Annotated in this window: 17 protein-coding genes and 5 pseudogenes; 3 read left to right on the top strand and 19 right to left on the bottom strand. The window is 69.8% G+C overall.

Features of this window, described 5'->3' with window-relative positions; translation table 11 throughout:
- From ACLEQD_RS10950 to ACLEQD_RS10940, 3 genes and pseudogenes are all read left to right on the top strand, one after another.
- Positions 1-132, top strand: a pseudogene (locus tag ACLEQD_RS10950) (lipid-A-disaccharide synthase); the annotation flags it as partial.
- Between the two features lie 72 nt (positions 133-204).
- Positions 205-909 carry a polyprenol monophosphomannose synthase gene (locus ACLEQD_RS10945; protein WP_410383460.1) on the top strand — a complete coding sequence of 235 codons (705 nt, stop codon included), beginning with the start codon at positions 205-207 and terminating at the stop codon, positions 907-909.
- An 11-nt stretch (positions 910-920) separates the two neighbouring features.
- Positions 921-1,550, top strand: coding sequence for a MarC family protein (locus tag ACLEQD_RS10940; RefSeq protein ID WP_410383459.1), 630 nt, complete (start codon positions 921-923; stop codon positions 1,548-1,550).
- On the opposite strand, the gene ACLEQD_RS10935 is transcribed toward ACLEQD_RS10940, so the two are convergent.
- From ACLEQD_RS10935 to ACLEQD_RS10845, 19 genes and pseudogenes are all read right to left on the bottom strand, one after another.
- Positions 1,543-2,013 (bottom strand): hypothetical protein, encoded by a 471-nt coding sequence (locus ACLEQD_RS10935; protein WP_410383458.1) that lies wholly within the window; start codon positions 2,011-2,013, stop codon positions 1,543-1,545. The two genes, ACLEQD_RS10940 and ACLEQD_RS10935, sit on opposite strands and share 8 nt — an antisense overlap.
- Positions 2,014-2,021: 8 nt before the next feature.
- The gene (locus ACLEQD_RS10930) at positions 2,022-3,047 is read right to left on the bottom strand and encodes an OmpA family protein (protein ID WP_410383457.1); all 1,026 of its coding nucleotides are present in this window, start codon (positions 3,045-3,047) and stop codon (positions 2,022-2,024) included.
- A 73-nt stretch (positions 3,048-3,120) separates the two neighbouring features.
- Positions 3,121-3,923, bottom strand: a pseudogene (locus ACLEQD_RS10925) (LpxI family protein).
- A 30-nt stretch (positions 3,924-3,953) separates the two neighbouring features.
- Positions 3,954-4,730 carry an acyl-ACP--UDP-N-acetylglucosamine O-acyltransferase gene (lpxA, locus tag ACLEQD_RS10920; protein WP_410383456.1) on the bottom strand — a complete coding sequence of 259 codons (777 nt, stop codon included), beginning with the start codon at positions 4,728-4,730 and terminating at the stop codon, positions 3,954-3,956.
- Positions 4,731-4,764: 34 nt separating this feature from the next.
- Positions 4,765-5,235: a 3-hydroxyacyl-ACP dehydratase FabZ gene (gene fabZ / locus ACLEQD_RS10915; protein WP_353536626.1), complete on the bottom strand. Its 471-nt coding sequence runs from the start codon at positions 5,233-5,235 to the stop codon at positions 4,765-4,767.
- Positions 5,232-6,295: pseudogene (gene lpxD / locus ACLEQD_RS10910) on the bottom strand (UDP-3-O-(3-hydroxymyristoyl)glucosamine N-acyltransferase). Before lpxD ends, fabZ begins: the two are co-directional and overlap by 4 nt.
- A 15-nt stretch (positions 6,296-6,310) precedes the next feature.
- Positions 6,311-6,874 carry an OmpH family outer membrane protein gene (locus tag ACLEQD_RS10905; protein ID WP_410383455.1) on the bottom strand — a complete coding sequence of 188 codons (564 nt, stop codon included), beginning with the start codon at positions 6,872-6,874 and terminating at the stop codon, positions 6,311-6,313.
- 118 nt (positions 6,875-6,992) lie between these two features.
- Positions 6,993-9,317 (bottom strand): outer membrane protein assembly factor BamA, encoded by a 2,325-nt coding sequence (bamA, locus tag ACLEQD_RS10900; protein WP_410383454.1) that lies wholly within the window; start codon positions 9,315-9,317, stop codon positions 6,993-6,995.
- A gap of 224 nt (positions 9,318-9,541) precedes the next feature.
- Entirely contained in the window at positions 9,542-10,216 is a 675-nt protein-coding gene (locus tag ACLEQD_RS10895; RefSeq protein WP_410383453.1) for an ABC transporter ATP-binding protein, read from the bottom strand.
- Between the two features lie 2 nt (positions 10,217-10,218).
- Entirely contained in the window at positions 10,219-12,363 is a 2,145-nt protein-coding gene (locus tag ACLEQD_RS10890; protein WP_410383452.1) for an FtsX-like permease family protein, read from the bottom strand.
- Positions 12,364-12,596: 233 nt separating this feature from the next.
- The gene (gene lysS / locus ACLEQD_RS10885) at positions 12,597-14,156 is read right to left on the bottom strand and encodes a lysine--tRNA ligase (protein WP_410383451.1); all 1,560 of its coding nucleotides are present in this window, start codon (positions 14,154-14,156) and stop codon (positions 12,597-12,599) included.
- A 77-nt stretch (positions 14,157-14,233) separates the two neighbouring features.
- Positions 14,234-14,614 carry an anti-sigma factor family protein gene (locus tag ACLEQD_RS10880; RefSeq protein WP_410383450.1) on the bottom strand — a complete coding sequence of 127 codons (381 nt, stop codon included), beginning with the start codon at positions 14,612-14,614 and terminating at the stop codon, positions 14,234-14,236.
- Entirely contained in the window at positions 14,611-15,258 is a 648-nt protein-coding gene (locus ACLEQD_RS10875; protein ID WP_410383449.1) for an RNA polymerase sigma factor, read from the bottom strand. The genes ACLEQD_RS10880 and ACLEQD_RS10875 overlap by 4 nt, the downstream gene beginning before the upstream one ends.
- Positions 15,259-15,421: 163 nt before the next feature.
- A protein-coding gene (gene prfB, locus ACLEQD_RS10870; protein WP_410383448.1) for a peptide chain release factor 2 occupies positions 15,422-16,544 on the bottom strand; the annotation gives its coding sequence in 2 pieces (ribosomal slippage) (positions 15,422-16,474 and positions 16,476-16,544; 1,122 coding nt in all).
- 50 nt (positions 16,545-16,594) lie between these two features.
- Positions 16,595-17,914, bottom strand: coding sequence for a DUF4105 domain-containing protein (locus tag ACLEQD_RS10865; protein ID WP_410383447.1), 1,320 nt, complete (start codon positions 17,912-17,914; stop codon positions 16,595-16,597).
- Between the two features lie 70 nt (positions 17,915-17,984).
- Positions 17,985-18,845, bottom strand: a pseudogene (ybeY, locus tag ACLEQD_RS10860) (rRNA maturation RNase YbeY); the annotation flags it as partial.
- Complete coding sequence (locus ACLEQD_RS10855; RefSeq protein WP_410383446.1) at positions 18,842-21,355, bottom strand: HD family phosphohydrolase; 2,514 nt, start codon at positions 21,353-21,355, stop codon at positions 18,842-18,844. The pseudogene ybeY and the gene ACLEQD_RS10855, both read right to left, overlap by 4 nt.
- 215 nt (positions 21,356-21,570) lie before the next feature.
- Complete coding sequence (locus ACLEQD_RS10850; RefSeq protein ID WP_410383445.1) at positions 21,571-22,641, bottom strand: PhoH family protein; 1,071 nt, start codon at positions 22,639-22,641, stop codon at positions 21,571-21,573.
- Positions 22,642-22,737: 96 nt separating this feature from the next.
- A pseudogene (locus ACLEQD_RS10845) lies at positions 22,738-22,994 on the bottom strand (response regulator); the annotation flags it as partial.

Raw genomic sequence — 22,994 nt, 5'->3', positions numbered from 1 at the left:
CTGCCGGGCGAGCCCCGCGACGCCATGGTCCAGGGCCTGGCCGAGGTGCGCGGGCGCCTGGGCGAGGTAGGGGCCGCCCACCGCGCGGCCGAGACGGTGCTGGAGCTGCTGCCCCCGCGCGCTGTCACCTGAGGCGTCAGAACCGACCGGGTTGGCGCCGGTTCTGCTGTTCCGGCGCCGGGTTTGGGGTATGTCCGCCGGGTCATGAACCGTGCGCTGGTCTGCATCCCCACCTACAACGAGCGGGACAACATCGGCCCCATCACCCAGGCGGTGCTGGCGGCGGACCCCCGTGTGGACATCCTCGTCGTCGACGACAACTCGCCCGACGGGACGGGGCAGCTCGCGGACGCGCTGGCCGCGAAGGACCCACGCGTGCGGGTGCTGCACCGCGAGAAGAAGGAGGGCCTGGGCCGCGCGTACCTGGCCGCCTTCCGGTGGGCCCTGGCCGAGGGCTACACGTACATCCTGGAGATGGACGCGGACTTCAGCCACGACCCGCGCTACCTGCCCACCTTCCTGGACGCCGCCGAAGGTGGCGCGGACCTGGTGCTGGGCTCGCGCTACGTGGCGGGCGGCGGCACGGTGAACTGGGGCGTGGGCCGGAAGATCATCAGCCGCGGCGGTTCGCTCTACGCGCGCAGCATCCTGGGCGTGGACGTGCGCGACCTCACCGGCGGCTTCAAGTGCTTCCACCGCCGCGTGCTGGAGAGCATCCACCTGGACGAGGTGCGCAGCACCGGGTACGCGTTCCAGATTGAGTTGACCTACCGCACCCTGCGCAAGGGCTTCACCGTGCGCGAGGTCCCCATCGTGTTCGAGGACCGGCGCGTGGGGCACTCGAAGATGAACAAGAAGATCTTCGTCGAGGCGCTGGGCATGGTGTGGAAGCTGCGCTTCACGGTCTAGCCGCCATGTCGATGTCCGGAATGGTTTCCACCTTCCTCGTGTCGCTGTCCGCCATCTTCTTCGTGGTGGACCCCATTGGCGTCGTGCCGCTGTTCCTGGCGATGACGGCGGGGGACACCAAGCAGCAGATCCGAAGCACCGCCCTGCGCGCCTGTCTGGTGGCGTGCGGGCTGATGCTCTTCTTCGCCGTCTTCGGCCGGGTCATCTTCCAGGTGTTCGCGGTGTCGCTGGGCGCCTTCCGCGTGGCGGGCGGCATCCTGCTGCTCATCACCTCCCTGGACATGCTGCGCGCCCGTCCGTCGTCCACGCGCACCAGCCCCACGGAGGAGGAAGAGGGCGTGGTGAAGGACGACGTGGCCATCGTCCCGCTGGCGATTCCGCTGCTCGCGGGGCCGGGCGCCATCGCCACGGCCATGGTGCTGATGGCGCGCTCCGGGACGTCCTTCGTCTCCGCGCTGCCGGTGGTGGCCGCGGTGGTGCTCACCTTCACGTCGACCTACTTCATCCTCAACGCGTCCAGCCTGGTGCAGCGGGTGCTGCGGCAGTCCGGCGTCGCCATCCTGGAGCGCGTGTCCGGCCTCATCCTGGCCGCCATCGCGGTGCAGTTCATCGCGGACGGGGCGAAGGACCTGCTCAAATAACGTCCGCGCCCGCCACCCACACGGCGCCGGCCTTGCGCACGGTGCCCTGGGGGCGGCCGTCCATGGTGAGGTGCTCCGGGCTGGAGCGCTGCGCGTCGTACGCGTAGCCGCCCTGGACCTCCTGCAGGTACACCACCACCGCGTCCACCACGTTCTCCTGCACGACCTTGAACTGGTCGTTCGCGCACTGGGTGTCGCCGGTGAAGAAGCGCTCCAGCGTGGCCTCCTCCGGGCGGCGCACGTAGACGACCACGGGGGCCCTCTCCTCCTTGCCCTCCGCGACGAACTTCTGGATGGCCTGCGCGGGCGCGGGCTGGCGCAGCAGCGCCTGGAGGAGCGTGCACTTCTCGTCCTCCGCCTCCACGCGCTGCGCGTACGGCACGGTGCGCACGCAGCCCACCGTCCCCAGCAAGCCCAGGCCCGCCACGGCGAGCGCCCAACGGATGCGAGGAAGTTCCAGCATGTGACACCTCAAGGCTTGCGCCAGCGAGGGGTGAAGGGCGCGTTCGTCAAGGACGGGTCCTCCACCGCGATGATGTACTCGGCGCGGCGGTTGCCCGCCTCCGCCGTCTCGTCCGGCGTGGGCACCGCCGGGGACTGCTCACCAAAGCCCTCGTAGAACACTGGCACCTTCAGGCCGCGCTGGCGGAAGTAGGACGCGATGCTCCTCGCCCGCTTGAGTGACAGCTCGCGATTGTCGGCCGTGCTGCCCACCGTGTCGGTGTGCCCGAGCACGTACAGGCGCAGCGACGCCCAGCGCCCATACTTGTTCAGCGCGTCCGCGATGCTCTTGTAGCTGGCGTCCAGCTTGCCCTTCTCCGCCGGGGGAACGTCCGAGCGGCCGGAGGCGAAGGTCACCTCCTCGTGCGGGATGTCCACCTGCCACGGGTAGAGGTCCACGCCGGTGTAGAAGTCGGAGGTGTCGTAGGCGCGCAGGCGGATGTGCATGACCTTGCCCTCCGCCGGCAGCCACTTCACCTCCAGGGGCGTGCCCGCGGGCGCGCCCTTGAAGTCCACGTCGCCCGCGAAGGCCGTCTTGCCGGTGTCCATCCTCACCGTGACCTCCGTCTTCGCGGCCGGGCGGGACAGCGTGAAGCGCAGCTTGCGCCCGGGCACGTCCACGTCCTCGGGGCGCACCTCCAGCTTCAGCGGGCCGTTCAGCTCCGTGTCGAAGGACAGCGGCAGGGTGCCGGGCTCCGCGCCGTCCGGGAACCGCACGGTGAGCTCGCCCTCGTAGTGGAACTTCCCTTCCGGCTGCTCCAGGGCGAGGCGGCGGGTGAGGCCCGGCTTGCCGCCCCCCTTGAGCTCCACCGCCTTGCCGTCGCTGCGCTGGAGCTTCACCTCGAAGCCGGCGATGGGCTCCTCGATGTGGATGAGCAGCGCGGGCACGCCCTCGCCCAGCGCCGCCTTGCCCTCCAGCGAGACCCGGATGGCCTCCGCGAAGGCGGGCAACGGCAGGCCCAGCAGGGCCACGAGAGGTAGGAGTCGAACGGACATGCGGCGTCGGCCTCGGCGTCGCGGGGGAGGTGGGAAGGCAACTCCAGCCCGGGGGAACGGATTCCCGCGAAGCCTACCGCACGCCCACCAGGGTGATGCCCCGCGCGGTGGCCCCCGCGAAGAGGGCGGGTGCGTCCAGCAGCACCGTGCGCCCTACCTCCAGCGCCAGCACCCGGGCCCCCGCCTCCGCCATGACCTCCAGCGTGCGCGGGCCCACGGCGGGCAAATCAAAGCGCAGGTCCTGCTCCGGCTTGCAGCGCTTCACCACCGAGGGCCCGGGGCGCCCAGCTTCGCCCCCCGGCGGATGGTCTCGTCGGTGCCCTCCACGGCCTCCAGCGCCAGCACGTGGCCGTCGCGCACCACCACCGTCTGGCCCACGTCCGCCTGCCCCAGGAGCACCGCCACCTCGCGGCCCAGGGCCACGTCCTTCTCCTGCGCGGGCTTCAGCGTGGGGCCGGCCAGGTGCCCTTCGGGGCACAGCACCTCGCCCAGGAAGTCCGTGGGCGCGATGATGGTGATGCCCTTCTCCTCGAAGTCCGCGGCCACCGCGCGCAACAGCGCGTCGTCCCGGAAGCTGCGCAGGCGGGAGATGATGCGCACCGCGCCCAGGTCCGGCCGGGCCTCCGTGAGCGCGCGCACGCGGCCGATGCCGCCCGCCATGGCCGCCCGGGTGACGCCCTCCTGGAGGAACACCTTCTGGATGCGGGCCACCTGCCCCACGCGCACCCAGGCGAAGTGGGCGACCTCCCGCTCCAGCGCCGGGTCCGTCTCTCCCCGGTGCGCGGCCACCACCACCTCCAGGCCGCGCGCGCGGGCGGCCCGCGCGAAGAGGAAGGGAAGCTGGCCGTTGCCGGCGATGAGGCCGATGCGCTCCACGCGCTGCACTCCGTTCCCTCGCGAAAGGGCCTAGCGCGTGACGCCGCGCTTGCTCGTCTCCACGAACCGCACCAGGTGCTCCACTTCCGGGTGAGCGGAGAGCTCCCCGCGAAGCTGCGCGAGCGCCTCCTGCAGGCCCAGCTTGGAGCGGAAGAGGATGCGGTAGGCCTCCTTCACGCGGCCAATCTGCTCCTCGGTGAAGCCGCCGCGCTCCAGGCCCACGACGTTGAGGCCCACCAGCGTGGCCCGGTCCCCCTGCACGGTGCAGTACGGGGGCACGTCCATGGTGACCATGGAGCCGCCGGAGATGAACGCGTAGCGCCCCAGCCGGGTGAACTGGTGCACCGCGACGAGGCCCGAGATCTTCACCGAGTCCTCCACGGTGACGTGGCCCGCGAGCGCGGCCCCGTTGGCGAGGAGGACCTCGTTGCCCACGACGCAGTCGTGCGCGATGTGGCTGTTGGCGAGCAGCAGGTTGCGGTGGCCCAGGCGCGTGGCCCCGCCGCCGGCCACCGTGCCCAGGTTCACCGTGACGAACTCGCGGATTTGATTCTCGTCACCGATGACGAGCTCCGTGTCCTCGCCCGCGTACTTCAAGTCCTGGGGCGCCGCGCCCACCGAACAGAACTGGAAGAGGTGGTTGCGCTCCCCGAGCGTGGTGCGGCCTTCAATGACGACGTGCGGCCCGATGCGGGTGCCCGCGCCGATGACGACCTGGGGCCCGATGACCGAGAACGGCCCCACCTCCACGGTGTCGTGGAGCCGGGCTCCCGGATGGACGACCGCGGTGGGATGAACCTGCGCCATGTCCTTCTCTCCTCAGCAGCGCGTGTGACGCGCCCTACGGCGCCGCGCTCTCGTCGCCCTTGGCGGCCTTGTTCTTGTCCACCACGGTGGCGAGGAACTCCCCTTCCGCCACCTTGGCGCCATCCACCGACGCCAGGCCCCGGGTCTTCCAGATGGCGCCCTTGTGGCGGATGACTTCGATGTCCAGCTGGAGCCGGTCCCCGGGCACCACCGGCTTGCGGAAGCGCGCGTTGTCCACGCCCATGAGGTACGTCACGAGCCGCGACGGGTCCATGGCTTCCGTCTTGTACGCAAGGATGGCCGTGGCCTGGGCGAGCGCCTCCAGGATGAGCACGCCCGGCATCACCGGGTGCCCCGGGAAGTGGCCGTTGAAGAAGGGCTCGTTGATGGTGACGTTCTTGTAGGCCGTGAGCTTCTGGCCCGGCACGATTTCCACCACCCGGTCCACCAGGAGGAACGGGTAGCGGTGCGGCAGCAGCGCCTGGATCTCGCCAATGTCCATCATCCGCCCTTCTCCTTCTCCAACAGCTCCACCCTCTTGCGAAGGGCGCGCACTTCCTTGAGCAGGTCCGCCAGCTGCCCCGACGCGGCGCTGGCGCGAAGCCAGTCCTTGTGGGGGATGGCGGGGCTGCCACTGACGACCTGCCCGTCCGCGACGTCGTGGGCGACGCCGGACTGCGCGCCCACCTTGGCCAGGTCCCCCACGCGGATGTGGCCCACCACGCCCACCTGCCCCGCGAGCACCACGCCGGTGCCCACCTCCGCCGAACCCGACACGCCCGCCTGCGCGCAGATGAGCGACAGCGGGCCCACGCGCACGTTGTGAGCGATCTGCACCAGGTTGTCGAGCTTCGTCCCCTGGCCCACCACCGTTTCACCCACCGTCGCGCGGTCGATGCAGGTGCAGGCGCCCACCTCCACGTCGTCCTCGATGCGGACGATGCCCACCTGGGGAATCTTGAAGTGCCGGGGGCCGTCCTCCCCTTCCGCGTCGAAGGCGAAGCCGAACCCGTCCGCGCCCACCACCGACGAGGCGTGCAGGATGACGCGCGAGCCCACCACGCACCGCTCGCGCACCGTGGCGTGCGGGTAGAGCACGCAGTCGTCGCCGACGCGCGCGTCCTCGCCCACGTAGGCGCCGGGGTGCAGCACCGTGCGGGCGCCGACGCGGGCGCCCTTCTCCACCACCGCCCCGGCCTTCACCGTGGCCTCCGGGTGCACCGTGGCCTCCGGGTGGACGTGGGCGGCCGGGTGGATGCCCGCCGCGGGCCGGGTGGCCGGGTGGAACAGGGTGAGGAGCTTCGCGTAGGCCAGGTGGGGGTTGGTCACCCGCACCAGGCCACGCCGTCGCGAGCGGCGGCATCCATCCCCACCAGCACCGCCGAGGCGCGGGTGGCCTCGAACTGCCGGCGGTAGCGGGGGTTGCCGTAGAACGACACCTCCCCGGGCACTGCCTCCTCCAGGCCGTTCAGGCCATGGACGAGGAGCCCGGGGTCGCCGAGGAGCTCACCCCGGACGTGGGCGGCGATATCCCCCAGCCGGTGCGCGGTGGATGCGGAGGGCACGGGGGTGTCCGACGCCTACTTCTTGACCGGGGCGTCCTTGGCCACCGGCGCGGCGGACTTCTTGCCGTTGTTGTAGCTGCGCACGACCTCGTTGGAGATGTCGTACTGGGACAGCGCGAAGACGATGCCGGAGTCGCGCTTGTCCAGCACCAGGCCCAGGCCGTCCCGGTCCGCGATGGACGCGATGACCTGGTCGATGCGGTTGATGATGGGCTCCATCTCCTGGCGCTCCTTGTTGGCGGCCTCGGCGCGGCTGCGCTCGTACTTCTGCGCCAGCTCCATCACCTTCTTCTGGAGCTCGGTGGCCTTCTGGGTGCGCGTGGCCTCGCTCATGGCGCTGGCCTGCTTGTCCAGGGTCTCCTTCTCCTTGCGCAGCGCGTCCTGCTCCTTGTCGATCTCCTTCTGGCGGTCCTCCAGCCACTTCTGGAGGCGGGCCTTGGCGGCCTTGCCGTCATCCACCTCCAGCAGCACGCGCTGCAGGTCGACGTAGGCCACCTTGAGTTCGGCGGCCGAAGCGGCAACCGGGAGGGCGAGCGACAGGACAGCGGCGGCGACCGCCAGATTGCTTCGAAGCGACATGGGTGAGGCTCCTGAAAAGGGTGCTGCAGGCTCCGACGTCCACCCTCCCGGCCTGTTCACTTCCGCCCGGACAGGGGCGGAGGCGAAAGGGCCGGGAAGGCCTTGGGGTCAATGCCTATCAGAAGAAGTTACCGATCGTGAACTCGAACAGGATGGGGTCATCCGAAGGCCGCTTGGTCAGCGGGATACCCCACTCGAAGCGCAGGGGCCCGATGGGCGAGAACCAGCGGAAGCCGAAGCCCGCGGAGTGGAAGAGGCCCAGGGGCAGCTTGTTCTGCCGGTCCTCGAAGAACCGCTCGTTGGAGCCGAAGGCATTTCCCGCGTCGTAGAAGATGACGCCGCGCAGGCCGGCCTTTTCGAAGATGGGGAATTCCAGTTCAAAGTTGAAGATGAGCTGCTTGTTGCCGCCCACCCGGAACTCGGTGACGTTGGCGTCCGGGTTGTCCGCGCGCGGCACGAGCAGCGTGGGGCTGATGCTGCGCAGGTAGTAGCCGCGGATCGTGTTGATGCCGCCCACGTAGTAGAGCTCGCTGATGGGCAGCGGCTTGCTGGAGTCCAGCTGCTGCACGTAGCCCAGCGTGGCGTTCGTCTTGAAGACGAAGCCCAGGGGCATGGGGAAGTACAGGCGCGAGTAGGCGGTGTAGCGGTTGAAGAGGAACGTGCCGCCCAGGAACGAGGGCGCCGTCTCCACCGAGCCGTAGTGGATGAAGCCGCGCGACGGGAAGAGGCGGTTGTCGCGCCGGTCGAAGGACACCGACAGGCGCAGCGCGCTGGTGACGCCGGACTGGAACTGGTTGGCGAGCAGCACCGCGCCAATGCCCTGCCCCGCCTGCACGTCCACGTACTCGCGCGAGTAGCCGACCGTGGCCAGCACGTCGTCCACCAGCTGGCGGCCCAGGGAGATGGTGCCGCCCGTGGAGTTGCGGATGAAGCCCTCGTAGTCCGCCTGGACGCGGAAGAACTCCGCGGACAGCAGGTAGTTCGTGTCCAGGAAGTACGGGTCGTAGAACGACAGCTGGACCAGGGAGCGCAGGCCTGAAATCTGCGCGGACGCGGACACGCTCTGGCCCCAGCCGAGGAAGTTGTTCTGCGACACCTGGGCCGTGAAGATGAAGTTCTCCACGTTGGAGAAGCCCAGGCCCACCTGGAAGGTGCCGGTGGCCTTCTCCTTCACCTCCACCTGCAACACGATGGCGTTGTCGGTGCTGCCCGGGTGCTGGGTGATTTCGACGTTCTCGAAGAAGCCCAGCGCGGTGACGCGCTCGCGGCTGCGCTTCACGCCGGTGCCGTTGTAGAGCTCGCCCTCGTAGACGCGCAGCTCGCGGCGGATGACCTTGTCGCGCGTCTTCGTGTTGCCGACGACGTCGATGCGCTCGATGTTGACGAGCGGGCCCTTCTGGATGTCGAAGGTGAGGTCCACCGTCCGGTCTTCCGCGTTCACGGAGGTGACGGGGTTGATGTTGGCGTACGCGTACCCCTTGTCGAAGTACACGTCGGAGATGGCGGAGATGTCCGTGGAGAGCTGGCCGCGGTTGAAGCGCTCCTTCGGGCGCGACTTCATCAACTTCAGCAGCTCCTCCGGCGGGCGCTCCAGGTCGCCCGCGAAGTCGATCTTCCCGATGTCGTACGCCTCACCCTCGGTGATGTGCAGGGTGATGTAGATGTCTCGCTTGTCCGCGGACAGCTGCACGGTGGGCTTGTCCACGCGCACGTTGATGAAGCCGCGGTCGTAGTAGGCGATTTGGATGACGGCGAGGTCGCGCTGGAAGGCCTCCTCGCGGTAGGTGCCCTCGCCGGTGAAGAAGGACAGGAAGCCGCCCTCCTTCGTGATCATCGTCGCCTTGAGTTCCTCCGGGGACACCTTCTCCGCGCCCTGGAGGATGATCTGCTTCACCATCACCTTCGAGTGCTCGTTGATGACGTAGACGACGTTGACCGCGGCGCCGCCCTCCACCGGCTCCAGCCGGTACGTCACCTCCGCCAGGAAGTAGCCCTTCTCGACGTACTTCTCCTGGATCTTCTTCTGCGTGGCGCGCACGGCCTCGATGTCGAGGATGGTGCCGGCCCGAAGCTCCAGCTGCTCCTTCAGGTCCTCCGCGCTGAGCTCCTCGTTGCCCTGGAGCTTCACGGACCGGATGGTGGGGCGCTCCACCACGCGCACCACGTAGGCGATGCCGTTGGCCATGCGCTGCGCGAGCAGCTGCACGTCCGAGAAGTAGCCGAGGGCCCAGATGGCGCGGAGGTCCTCCGCGGTGCGCGTCAGCGGGTCGCCGACCTTCGTGCGCAGCACGCGGCGGATGGCCTCGGACTCCACGCGGCGGTTGCCCTCGATGCGGACCTCCACGACGCGGTCCGAGGGGGACACGTTCGTGTCCTCGTCGTCCGGAGAGGTGGCCAGCGGCGCGTCGCCGCCCGCGGGGGTGCCCGCGTCCGGGGGTAGCACGGGCGTGGCGGCGGGGGGAGGACGGGGGGACGACGGCGGGCGAGCCCGCGTCCACGTCCACCTGGGCGTGGGCAGGAAGCGGCCCGAGCGCCCACAGGGCGACCGCCAGCAGCGGGAGCAATGACTTGCGCAGAACGGTGAGCCTCAAGTGCAGTCCGGCCAGGAAAAGGCGGGGCAATGTACGGGATGGGGGGAGGCCCCCTCAATCCAAAAGCGAGCGGCCATCAGGCCTCCGACACCTGCCCGCCGGCCAGTCTCAGGCGGCGGGGCATGGAGCGAGCAAGCGTCTCGTTGTGCGTGACGACGACGGCGGTGATGCCCAGGTCCCGGTTGACGTCCCGGAGCAGCTGGTGGATGCCCTCGCCCGTCGTCGGGTCCAGGTTGCCGGTGGGCTCGTCCGCGAGCAGCACCGCGGGCTTGAGCACCAGGGCGCGCGCCAGGGCCACGCGCTGGGCCTCGCCGCCGGACAGCTCCCCGGGGCGGTGGTCCACGCGGCTGCCCAGGCCCACGCGCTCCAGCAGCTCGCGGGCGTAGGCGTAGGCGGGGCCGCGGTCCCTGCGCTGGATGAGCGCGGGCATGGCCACGTTCTCCAGGGCGGTGAACTCCGGCAGCAGGTAGTGGCTCTGGAAGACGAAGCCGATGGTGCGGTTGCGGAACTCGGCGATCTCCGCGTCGTTCATGGAGAAGACGGACCGGCCGTCGAAGAGGACTTCACCGGCGGCGGGGGCGTCCAGCGTGCCCAGCACGTGCAGGAAGGTGCTCTTGCCCGCGCCGGACGCGCCAATCATGGAGACGAGCTCTCCGGACTGGATGTCCAGCGACACGCCGCGCAGCACGTCAATGCGCTTGCCGTGCAGGAAGTAGCTCTTGAAGACGTTGCGGATGGACAACAGCGCCATGGCTACTCCGCCTTCAGACCTTCCACCGGTTCCACGCTGCTCGCCTTGAGGGCCGGGTAGATGGACGCCAGGTAGGTGACGAGCACCGCGATGATCACCGCCAGCGCCGTCTGCACCGGTTCGATGCGCACCGGCAGCGCGGGGATGTAATAGACCTCGGGGTCCAGCTTGATGCCGACCTTCTCGATGAAGAGGCACCACGCCAGGCCGGAGAACAGGCCCAGCACGCCGCCGGCCACGCCAATCTGGAGGCCTTCGGCGAGGAAGATCTTCACGATGCCGCCGTCCGGGACGCCCAGCGCCTTGAGGACGGAGATCTCCTTGCGCTTCTCCAGCACCAGCATGATGACCGTGGCGACGATGAGGCCCGCGGCGACGATGATGATGATGGACAGGATGATGCCCATCACCAGCTTCTCCAGGCGCAGCGCGGAGAAGAGGTTCTTGTTCATCTCCCCCCAGTCGCGCGCCCGGTACGGGTAGCCGCCCAGCACGCGCACCACCTGGTTGGAGATGCGGCGCGCGTCGTCGATGTCCGCCACCTTCAGCTCGATGCCGGTGGCGCCCTTCACGGCGAAGAAGTCCTGCGCTTCCTTGAGCAGGATGTAGACGAACTTGGAGTCGTACTCGTACATGCCCGAGTAGAAGACGCCCGCCACCCGGAACGCGCGGCTCTTGGGGATGGGGCCCGTGGGGCCCAGCTCCGTGCCGAGCGGGGAGACGACGTTCACCCGGTCCCCCACCACCACGCGCAGGGAGGCGGCCAGCTCGCGGCCGATGATGATGCCCGGGAGCACCGTGGGCTTCGCCGGCTTGGAGGGCTTGCCGATGATGGGGTCTTCCTCCGCGTCGCTCTTGCCTTGCGCGTCCTCCACCGCGCTGCTGGGGAGGATGCGCGCGGGGTGCTCCAGGTGCTCCAGGTCGCCGCCGGGCAGGATGTTCTGCGGCAGGTCCGTCACCGAGCCGACCGACTTCGGGTCGATGCCCTTGATGATGACGCCGTCGACGTTGCCCTCGGAGGCGATCATCACCTGGTTGATGATGAAGGGCGTCTGGCCCACCACGCCGGGCACGCGCTTCACCTGCTGCATCACCTTGTCGTAGTCCGGCAGGTCCCCGGCGTAGCGCGACACCACCGCGTGCGCGTTGGTGCCCAATATCTTCTGCTGGAGGTCGGCCTCGAAGCCGCTCATCACGCTGAGCACGATGATGAGCGCCATCACGCCCACGCCCACGCCGCCCACAGACAGCGCGGTCATCATCATGGTGGGGGACTGTTCGTGCAGCTTCATCCGGTGCTGCGCGGACGCGGCGGCGAGCGGATCCGCCAGGCCCAGGGCCTTGACGCGCGTGCGCTCCACGGCGGCCTCCGCCCCGCGGATGATGAAGTAGACGATGAGCGGCGGGATGATGCCGAACATCAGCACCGCGAGCGCGCCCAGGAGCAGCGACGGGCGGAACACCGCCACGTGCCGGCGCGCGACGAAGAGCTCGAAGCCCAGCCGCAGGTCCACCCGGCCGCTGCCCGCCGCGATGAAGCCCGTGTTGATGCCCAGGATGAGCGCCAGCACCAGCGCGGCGAGGACGAGCCAGTACGCCAGCTCCGGCCGGCCGATGAGCCCCGCGACGTACGTCACCTCCCGCAGCCGGTAGCCCAGCGCCAGCTGCAGCGACGGCACGCGCTCCATCAGCGACAGGAGGATGGGCACCGGCAGGCCCAGGTAGAACACGCCGATGGTGGCTTCCGGGAAGGACAGCCGCTGCGCCCGGGACGCGCCCACGAAGCCGGACGCGAATGCCACGCCCATGCTCACGATGAACGCGATGGCGAAGGCGATGGTGGGGGGCAGGGACAGCCCCCCGCTCGCCTCGCGCGCCGCGCCGCCCAGGTCGGACGGCACGCCGCTGGAGAGGACGGTCTGCAGCAGCAGCAGCACCAGCTCCGCCAGGAGGATGCCGCCGCCATAGGCGCCCAGCGTGCTCCAGTAGAAGTCCCGGTAGCGCGCCAGGCGGGGGTACAGGGGCGCGCCCGCGGCGGGGCTGGGCCCTTCAGCGGAGGCCGGCGCGCGGCGGATGCCGGCGGCGATGAGCCCCCAGCCGGCCAGCCAGACGAGCGTCCCGGCGACCAGCGCCTTGGGGCCGGCCACGGCCGCCGTCTTCTGGGCGCCCAGGGCGAGCGCCCCGGCGTCGAAGGAATGGACGAGCCGCCCCACCCCACGAAGGAGAGGCCCAGGGCGCCGGCCACCTCGGCCCACGCCTCGGACTCGGAGATGGCCACCCCCAGGAGGATGGCTCCCACGAGGGCCACGAGGGCGCCTGCCCACAGGAGGGGCCAGCGATAGTCGGTCTGCCGTTCGGCGGGGTGCACGAGGCCTCGTGGCTACTTCGCCAGCGGCTTGAGGAGGGGAAAAAGAATCACGTCGCGGATGCTGGCCGCGTCCGTGAACAACATGGCGACGCGATCAATCCCGATGCCCTCACCGGCCGTGGGCGGCATGCCGTGTTCCAGGGCGCGGATGTAGTCCTCGTCGTAGTCCATCGTCTCCTGCTGGCCCCGCTGCTTCGCGTCCAGCTGGGCCTGGAAGCGGCCCTTCTGGTCCAGGGGGTCGTTCAATTCGGAGAAGGCGTTGGCGATTTCCCGGCCCGCGACGAAGAGCTCGAACCGGTCCGTGACTTCCGGGTTCTGGTCGTTGCGGCGGGCGAGCGGGGAGACGGCGGTGGGATATTGGGTGATGAAGGTGGGATGGATGAGCGTGTGCTCGACGTGGGCCTCGAAGAGGGCGCCCACCAGCTCGCCGTGGTTCATGGCGTCCACGGCGCGGCGCTCCACCTCCGAGTGCACCGTCTTGAGCAGCTCGTGACGCAGGCGGTCCACGTCCACCATGTCCTTGTCGGACAGGCCGGGGACGGCCTCGCGGATGGCCTCCGGCATGGGGATGCGCTTCCAGCCCTTGCCGAAGTCCACCGTGTGCTCACCGTACTTCACCTTGGAGTCGCCGGTGACGTGGCGGGAGGCCTCCGAGAGCATCTCCTCCGTGAGGTCCATCAGGTCCACGTACGTGGCGTACGCCTGATAGAACTCCAGCATCGTGAACTCCGGGTTGTGCCGGGTGCTGATGCCCTCGTTGCGGAAGTTGCGGTTGATTTCGTAGACGCGCTCCATGCCGCCCACCACGAGCCGCTTCAGGTAGAGCTCGGGCGCGATGCGCATGAAGAGGTCGATGTCGTACGTGTTGTGGTGCGTGACGAACGGCCGCGCCGCCGCGCCCGTCACCAGCGGGTGCATCATCGGGGTCTCCACCTCGACGAAGTCGCGCCCGTCGAGGAAGCTCCGGATGAACTTCACCAGCTTGCTGCGCTTCAGGAAGACCTGCTTCACGTCCGGGTTGGAGACGAGGTCCAGGTAGCGCTGGCGGTAGCGCACCTCCACGTCCGTGAGGCCGTGCCACTTCTCCGGCAGGGGGCGCAGGGACTTGGTGAGGGGCACGAACTTCGTGGCGGACAGGGAGAGTTCCCCCGTCTTGCTGCGGAAGATGGGGCCCTCCACCGCGACGAAGTCCCCCAGGTCGCACTGCTTGAAGACCTCATAGAGGTCCCCCAGCGCGTCCTTCTTCACGTGCGCCTGAATCTCCCCGGTGCGGTCGCGCAGCTTGATGAACGCGGCCTTGCCGAACGAGCGCATGGCCACGATGCGGCCGGCGACGTCGTAGACGGGGGCGTCCTTCTCCAGGTCCTCCATGGAGTGGTTCGCGTGCGTGGCCAGGATGTCCGCGGCCCGGTGCCTGGGGGCGTAGCCGTTGCCGTAGGGGTTGAACCCGGCCTCACGCCACTTCGCGGCCTTGTCCAACCGCTGCTGGTAGATCTCCTGCTCCTTGGAGCCGAGATCCGCCGCTTCACCGCTCTTGTCGCCTGGGGGGGTCTTGTTATCGGTCTCGGCCATGACGCGCTCTCGTGAAAGGCGCGGCACGCTAGCCAAGCGGCCCCCGGGACGCAACGCATCAGGGAGGCCGTTCTGCTTCAGGAAGACATCAAGAGAAATGCGCCCACCGCCGCGGCCAGGAGCAGCGGGACGAGGATCTCCACCGGGAAGCGGTGGTTGGCGTGGGCCAGGTGCAGCCCGCGCAGGCCGAAGCGGCGCTGGCGGCGCACGCGGCCCGCCACGAGCGAGGCGAGCGCGGGCGGAGCCTTCTCCCGCTCCACCGAGCGCACGCGCTCCACGGTGCGGGCGTACCGGTCCCACCCCTGGCGGCACTCCTCGCAGCCGTCCAGGTGGCCGCGCACCGCCTGTTCCTGGGCGGCGGGCAGCGCTTCGTCGGCGAGCGCCAGGAACAGCGCCCTCGCCTCACGGTGATCCAAACGCGGTTCCACGTCCGTTGACCTCCACCCGCCGCCGCTCATGGTTCGAAGCGCCCCAGCAGGTCCGCCAGCTTCTCGCGTGCCCGGTGGAGCCGGCTCTTCACGGTCCCCTCGGGCAGCTCGGTGATGTCGACAATCTCGTCGTAGCTCAGGCCCTCGATGTCGCGCAGCGCCACCAGCATGCGCGCATCCGGGTCCAGTTGGGAAATGGCCCGCTGCACCCGGGCCCGCTCGCGCGCCACGTCCAGGGCGGCGTCCGGCTGCGGCGGGGCACCTCCGCCCTCCGCGATGGCGGCGGCGCTCACCTCGTCGTAGACCTCCGAGCGGCCGCGCCCCCGGCGCTGGAGGTACTTCAGCCGGTTGAGGCAGTGGTTCTTGGAGACGCGGAACAGCCACGTGGACAGGCGCGCGTCCTCGCGGAAGCGCCGGACGTGCTGGTGCACGCTGACGAAGATCTCCTGCACCAGGTCGTGGGCCTCCTCGCGGTCCCCCACCATGCGGAAGCAGAAGTCGTAGAGGCGGTCCTGGTGTTCGCGCACCAGGGACTCGAAGGCCTCCGGGTCCCCGCGCCGCAGCCGGGCGAGCAGCGCCTGTTCCTCGCGGCGGGCGGCCTCGCGACGCGGGTCGGCGGCGGCCTTGGTGGCCAGGGCCTGCTGTCCGACGTCGAGCACTCCGCCCGGTGACACCCGCGCCTCCCGTGTAAGGCCCACTCCAGCCTACCGCACCACCCTGCCCCGCCCCCCTGACACCGGCCCCGCGAAAAAGGTTCCCGGGCACGAAAAACCCCTCCCGGCCGTGGGGCCCGGGAGGGGTGTGGGAGGCGTCCGGACAGGGCCGCCGGAGCCTGCCTTAGTCCGCGGAGGCGTTGCGGTTGGGGTTCTTCACGCCCAGGAGCTGCGCGGTGACGAACTCGTCCAGGTCGCCGTCCAGCACCTTGTCCACGTTGCCCGTCTCGATGCCGGTGCGCAGGTCCTTGACCATGCGGTACGGCGCCAGCACGTAGCTGCGGATCTGCGAGCCGAAGGAGATGTCCTTCTTGGCCGCCTCCGCCGCGTCGCGCTCGGCATCGCGCTTCTTCATCTCCAGCTCGTACAGGCGGCCGCGCAGGATCTGGAAGGCCATGTCCTTGTTGGCCGACTGCGAGCGCTCCGTCTGGCAGGTGATCATGATGCCCGTGGGCAGGTGCCGCAGCTGCGCCGTGGACGACGTCTTGTTGACCTTCTGGCCACCCGCGCCACTGCCGCGGATGAACTTCAGCTCGTAGTCCTTCTCCGGCAGATCGATCTGGATGCTGTCGTCGACCTCCGGGTACACGTCCACGGACGCGAAGGCCGTCTGCCGGCGCGCGTTGGCGTCGAAGGGGCTGATGCGCACGAGCCGGTGCACGCCCACCTCCGCCTTGAGGTAGCCGTAGGCGTTCTCGCCCTCGATGCGCAGCGAGACGTTCTTGAAGCCCGCCTCTTCCCCTGGCAGCGCGTCGCTGATCTCGACCTTCCAGCCCTTCGTCTCACCGTAGCGCGTGTACATGCGCATGAGCATGGCGGCCCAGTCCATGGAGTCCGTGCCGCCCGCGCCCGGGTTGATGTCCATGAAGCAGTTGCTGTGGTCCTGGGGCCCGGAGAGCATCCGCGCCAGCTCCAGCTTCGCGACCTCCGCCTCCAGCGACGCGAGCGAGCCTTCGGCCTCCTGCGCGCTCGCCTCGTCGTTCATCTCCGCCGCCAGCTCCAGCAGCGTCTGCGCGTCGTCCAGCCCGCGCAGCGTCTTGTCGAAGGCGCCCACGCTGGCCTCCAGCGTGGACTTCTCCTTCAGGAGCGCCTGGGCCTTGGTGTTGTCATCCCAGAAGCCGGGCTGCGTGGAGTCACGTTCAATCAGCGCGATGCGGGACCGCTTGCGGTCGAGGTCAAAGATGCCCCCGGAGCGCGTTGAGGCGCTCCTTCAAGGACTGGATCTTCTCCATCGAATCGTTGGCCATGGTGTTCGTCGTCTCCTTCGGTTCAAAACAGTGGGGAATGCCGGGGTGTTTCAGGAGGCCTTGAGCGAGGACACCGGCGCATCCTGACGGGGCTGCGTGCGCGCCGTTCCTGGCACGAGCGCCCGCAGCCGGTCCAGCCAGAAGGCGCCGGCCATGCCCAGGGAGATGGGCAGGATGAGCGCGATGGCGCGCCAGTTGTCCTGGTCGAACCAGGGCAGCACCTTGAGCACCAGCCCCAGCGCGCCCGTGGCCGCGAGCAGGCCCCACACCCACTTGAGCCGCGCCCGCGCCTTCGCGCTGTTCCAGGTGAGGCGCAGGCCGTACGGCACGGCCAGCAGCGTCAGGGGGTTGGCCAGGAAGAGGTTTTCGTTGTGGTGGGTGACGACGTGGTTCGTGCCCACCCACATGATGACGAGCGCCAGCCCCGGGATGCCCAGCACCAGCCCCACCACCACGTTCTCCAGGCCCAGGAGGATGCGCGCCGCGCGGCTGCCCCTGCGCTCCCACGCGGCCAGCCCCAGGGCGGCGCCGCCCAGGAGCACCCCCAGCGCGAGGATGTACGGGCCGAAGGCCGGCGGCCGCGCGGGGGGCCGGGGACGGGAGGACGCGTAGTAGTCCCACTGCTTCTCCACCAGCGGCACGGGCCTGCCGTCCGGGCCCGGCACCTTCAGCTCCGCCACCTGCTGCTCCAGCTCGTCCGGGAGGAAGGCCTCCTCGCGGCGGGTGATGGGCTTGTCGATGGAGTCATTCATCATGAAGTCGAGCAGGAAGCTCATGGGCGGGCTCACCGCGGTGTAGCGCCGCGTGTGCTCGCGCAGCGTCATGCGGGCCGGGGCCTTCTCCGCGTCCGACAGCTGGCCGCCGACGGCCACGTCGATCATGTCGCGCAGCCGCGTCACGCAGTTGTCGCTGTAGTGCTCGTAGAGGTAGTCGCGGTTCTCCGGCAGCACGTTGTCCGCCAGCTTCTTCGCCACCGTCACGCGCTGCTCGGGCGTGAGGTTGAGCTCCTGCACGCGCACGTCGCGCCCCTCCGACTTGTAGAAGCGGAAGGTGCCGTTGACGCTCGACTCACCGACCCAGAACTCCAGGCGGCCCTTGGCGAAGCGCACCACCGTCTGGTCGTCGAACGAATACATCCCGTAGTTGTAGAGCCGCTGCATGTTGCGGGCGCGGTCCTCCACCACCAGCGAGCCGTGGCCCCACCAGGAGAAGACGTCGTCGCCGGGGCTGAAGGTCACCAGCCAGATGGACAGGTCCTCGCCCCGGCTCTCGCCCGTGCCCCACGGCGGCACCGACGCGGCGCGCGCGGAGGACGCGGTCAGCAGGAGACCCAGCAGGCTTGCGACGATGAGAGACGACAGGCGGGGCATCGTTCCATCCAACACGAGACACGGGAGGCCGCAAGCCCCCCGGCGGGGTTTCAGATGAGCTTCGCCCGGCGGCGCGCGAGTCGATGGTCAGCGAGTCCGCCACCATGCCCCGCTCGCCCAAAAGCTGCTCCTCCAGGGCGGCCATGCGCTTGGCGTCGCGCGGCTTCTCATGGTCGTGCCCCAAGAGGTGCAGCAGGCCGTGCGCCAGGTAGCGGCCCATCTCCGACTCCAGCGTGCGGCCGTACTCCTTCGCCTGCCGCTTCGCCGTGTCCAGGGAGATGACCACGTCGCCCAGCGGGCGCGGGCCCGGCGTGCCCTTGGGCTGGTCCCCCGCGGGGAAGGACAGCACGTCCGTGGCCTTGTCCTTCTGGCGCCAGGTGCGGTTGAGCCGGCGGATGGCCCGGTCCCCCACGAGCGACAAGGACAGCTCGCAGCCGGTGAGCCCCAGGCGCTTCAAGTAGTCGCGGCCCCAGGTGGTGAGCAGGCGCTCGTAGTCCTCGCCCTGTCCGTGCGCCACCTGCACCGTCACCTGATTGTCCGAGGCCTTCGCCCTGGGCTCCGGCTTCTCGATGTGGGCCAGCTCCACGCGGAACGCCGGCGCGCAGACGGACCAGTAGTCACACGCGCCCTGGCTGTCGTTGCGGTACACGACGCGCTTTCCGCGCGGCACCAGCCCCACCTCGCCCGCGCCAATGCGTTCGCGCTTGCCGTCCACCACGAGGGTGAGCTCGCCCGTGAGCACGAGCACCACCTCGTCGAACTCCGGCGTCTGCGCCGGTTCGCTCCAGCCCGGCGGGGCCCGCATGCGCGCCACCGACGCGGACTCCGTCTGCGTGCTCGCGACGCCGACGAACTCCTCGATGCGCTTGCCGTCGTCCCGCGGAATCACCTTGCCCTTGCGCAGCTTCACGCCCTCCACCTTGCGGCTCATGACATGCCCGCCGTTCGCACCTTCGAGTCCTTCGCTTCCGTCTTGGCGGGCGCGGGCGCCATCATCAGCGGCGCGCCCCCGGCCTTGCCCCCACCCATGGCGCCCGCCGGGTAGACGGGACGCGTGTGGTAGATGCCCTCCAGCGTGTGCAGGAAGGACTGGGCGATGAGGTTCAGGTCCTTGAGCGTCAGGTCGCACTCGTCGAGCTGGCCCTCGGAGAAGATGATGTTGATGATCTTCTGCACCTGCGCCTGGAGCTTCGCGCTGGTGGGGTCCGGCATGGAGCGCGTGGAGGCCTCCACCGCGTCGGCGATCATCACCAGCGCCGCCTCGCGGAACTGCGGCTTGGGGCCCGGGTAGCGGTAGATGCTCTCGTCGATGGGGGGCGCGCCTTCCTTGCCCTCCTGCTCCTTCAGGGCCTTGTGGAAGAAGAAGCCCACCGTGCGCGTGCCGTGGTGCTGGGGGATGGCGTCCGCCACCAGCTTGGGCAGGCGGTACTGCCGCGCCATCTCCAGGCCCTCCGTCACGTGGCGCTTGATGATGACCGCGCTCATCGCGGGCGCCAGGCCGTCGTGCCGGTTCTCCCCCTTCTGGTTCTCCCCGAAGTAGAGCGGGTTCCGGCCCTTCCCGATGTCGTGGTAGTACGCGCACGAGCGGGCCAGGAGCGGGTTGGCGCCAATCGTCTCCGCCGCGTTCTCCACCAGCGTGCCGATGATGATGGAGTGGTGGTACGTGCCGGGCGCCTGGACGATGAGCTCCTTGAGCGCCGGGTGGTTCAGGTTCGCCAGCTCCAGCAGCTTGATGTCCGACGCGTAGCCGAACGTGGCCTCGATGAGCGGCGTCAGCGCCATCACCATCACCGGCACGGCCAGCGCGGTGCCGAAGAACGCGCACAGCGCGGTGACGAGGGTGTCCCCGGCCAGGCCCTTGCCCTCCACGAGGAACAGGAACAGCACCCCGATGAGGTTGGCGATGCCCGTGACGAGGCCCGCGCGGAAGATGCCCACGCGGTCCTTCGCCTTGACGATGCGGTCCGCCGCCACCAGCGAGCCCACCAGCGTGTAGATGCCAAACGCCAGCGAGTTGCCCAGCATCACGCCCACGAGGCACGCGAACACCATGGCGAAGAACAGCGCCAGCTCCTGCGTGAGGATGAAGCGCACCAGCATGGCGCCCGCCGCCACCGGGAAGGCGTAATAGAACGCTTCAATGGGCAGCGCCGTGTAGCGGTCCTGCACCGCGTCCGCGATGGACACCCAGACCTGGAGCAGGCCCAGCAGGCCCACCAGCAGCAGGCCCAGCAGCATGCCGTCCTTGCGCGTGGGGCGGAAGCGGCGGAAGGCCGCGCGGCAGAAGCCGTAGAAGGCCACCACCAGCAGGGCCACCAGGCCCGTGCCGCCCACCTGGAGCTGGAGCAGGTCCAGCCGGTCCGTCTGCGCGCGCATCCCGCGCAGCATGACGAGGTGCGTTTCGTTGACGAGCTCGCCGTCGCCGATGACGCGCTGGCCCTTCTTGATGGAGATGACGGCGTCCTTCACCGCGTCGCCCGCGAGCCGGCGGCGCAGGTCCGTCTCCGCGATGTTGATGGTCAGGCTGGGGCGCACGAGCCGCTTGGCGATTCGCAGCACCGCGCGGCGCTGCACCGCCGGGGCGTCCGGCAGCACGTTGCCGGGCACGGAGGCGAACCGGTCCAGCTCCTGGTGCGCCTCCCGCATGTCCACCACCTGCGAGGCACCCGCGGGCAGCGTGTCCTCGTTCTTGTGCTGCACGTCGCGCACGGTGAGGCCCTGGGGCGCTTCCCGCACCAGCTCCTCGCGCGAGCCGGCCACGTACACCTGGCTGCCGTCCGCCCGGTAGGCGCGGTCGAGCAGCACCAGGGTGGCGGCCTCCGCCTCTTCCGAGAAGCCGTTGGCGACGAGCGCCTGGAAGTCCTCGTTCTCCAGGCCCGCGTCCCGCTGGCCGAAGAGCTGCTCCAGGAACCGGGCCTGCATCTCCTCGCGGTCGTGGCGCTGGCGCTCCAGGGCCTCCGGCGTGGGCGGCGCGGGGCGGCGGCGCTTGGACGCGCCTTCCTCCGGCGGGGCCTCGTCGGCGTGGGCCTCCTTCTCCTCCGCCAGCTGGTCGCGCGCGGAGGCGAAGGCGGCGCGCACGGACGCGCGCAGGTTGCCCACCACCGCCGGGTTGAGGTCGTACACCGGGCGCACGGCGCTCCGGGCCTCGCGGCGGCGCTGCTCCGTCATCGACTGGTGGACGATGTCGTAGTCGCGCGCGGCCTTGAAGCCGGCGGGAGAGTTGGCCCGGAACGGCTTGCCCACGTTGTCCTGGGTGAGCGCCGGGATCTGCTGGCTGTAGAGGCCGGGGGAGATGACGAAGCCCGCGCCCACGGAGACGACGAGCAGGAGCAGGCCCTGCACGATGCGCCGGCCCCAATCCCCACTGCGCCCCAGCCCCAGGCGGACCGCGAGCGCGTCCAGCGGACTGGGCCCGGGGGTTGGTGATTCAGGATCGGCCATGGGGGAACTCCTCACCCTGCGAAGACGTCAAGGCTCCCTAGAAGGAAGCAGTGACGGGGAAAATTCGTGAGGGTGGGACAGCCGCCGCCCGGACGCCAGTTCGCTCTGCGAAAAGTGCGGGTAAGCCAACAGGCAGCGGTGTGCGTCACCCAGCGACTCCACCCCCGCCCCGGCGCGAGCCTGGGAGCGGGGGTGGCGGGTGCGACGTCACGACGTCAGGCCTCGGAGCGGTCCGCCGGGGCAGCGCCTTCGGCGGCGGCCTCGCGGGCGGCCTGGGCTTCCTTCTGGGAGGACTCGGAGCGCTCGTAGGCGCGGATGACCTCCTGCACCAGCGGGTGGCGCACGACGTCCACGTCGGAGAACTCGGAGAAGTGGATGCCGTCGATGTTCTTCAGCACCGAGCGCGCGTGGTTCAGGCCGGACGCCTTGCCCGTGGGCAGGTCCACCTGGGTCACGTCGCCGGTGATGACCGCCTTGCTGTTGTAGCCCAGGCGGGTGAGGAACATCTTCATCTGCTCCACGGTGGTGTTCTGCGCCTCGTCGAGGATGACGAAGGCGTCGTTGAGGGTGCGGCCGCGCATGAACGCGAGCGGCGCCACCTCCACCACCCCCTGCTCCACCAGGGTCTGCGCGCGCTCCACGGCCATCATGTCGTGCAGCGCGTCGTAGAGCGGGCGCAGGTAGGGGTTCACCTTCTCCGCCAGGTCGCCGGGCAGGAAGCCGAGCTTCTCACCGGCCTCCACGGCGGGGCGCGCCAGGATGATGCGCTTGACCTTGCGCTCCTGGAGGGAGGCGACCGCCATGGCCATGGCGAGGTACGTCTTGCCGGTGCCGGCGGGGCCCACGCCGAAGACGATGTCGTGGGCGCGGATGGCGTCCACGTAGCGCTTCTGCGCGATGCTCTTGGGGGCGATCTGCCGGTTGCCGGAGCTCTTGAGGACGGTGCCGAGCATGACCTCCTGCAGCGACTCCGAGCCGCGGCCCAGGACCTTGATGGCCTGCTCCACGTCCTCCCGGTAGACGGTGCGGCCGGCCCGGATCATCTCCTCCAGGTTCTCCACCAGGCGCACGGCGAAGGCGACGGCGTCCGCGGGCCCCGACAGGAGCAGCTCCGTACCGCGCTGCCCCACCCGGACCCCCAGGCGCCGCTCCATCAGCTTGAGGTTTTCGTTCTGGTTTCCGCACAGGGCCAGGGTCGTCTCGTTGTCACGGACGTCCACCTTGGCGGAGGTGGGAGTGGTTTCAGCGCGAGTGGCGGGCACTTCCAGCGTGGCGGGATTTCGCAATGCGCGTCGTTCCTCGTTCAGTGATCGCTCGCCCTCAAGTTAACGCCGCCCTTCCCCCCACGCCCGCCATCTCACGACGGCGAGCCTGCCCGCGGGCTAGCGCACGGGCGGTAGGAGGATGAACTGCCGGGCGGCCGTGCGGCGGTAATAGTACTCCTCCCGCCACGGGTAGCGCAGCTCCTCCGGAAGCAACAATCCGGCATCCACCAATGCATCCAGCCGCTCCGGGAGGGCGCCCGTCTCCAGCTGGAACACCTCCAGCGCGGCCGCGATGCGGACGCGCTGCGCGTGGGCAATCTGACGCTGGGCGGCGGGATCCCCCAACCGGGAGGCGCCCGGCTCCCGCCCGCCCG

It is taken from the genome of Corallococcus sp. 4LFB (assembly GCF_046520365.1).
GTDB classification, from domain to species: Bacteria; Myxococcota; Myxococcia; order Myxococcales; family Myxococcaceae; genus Corallococcus; species Corallococcus caeni.
Note: the sequence above shows the minus strand (reverse complement) of the source record. Positions and strands in the feature narration are given on the sequence as shown.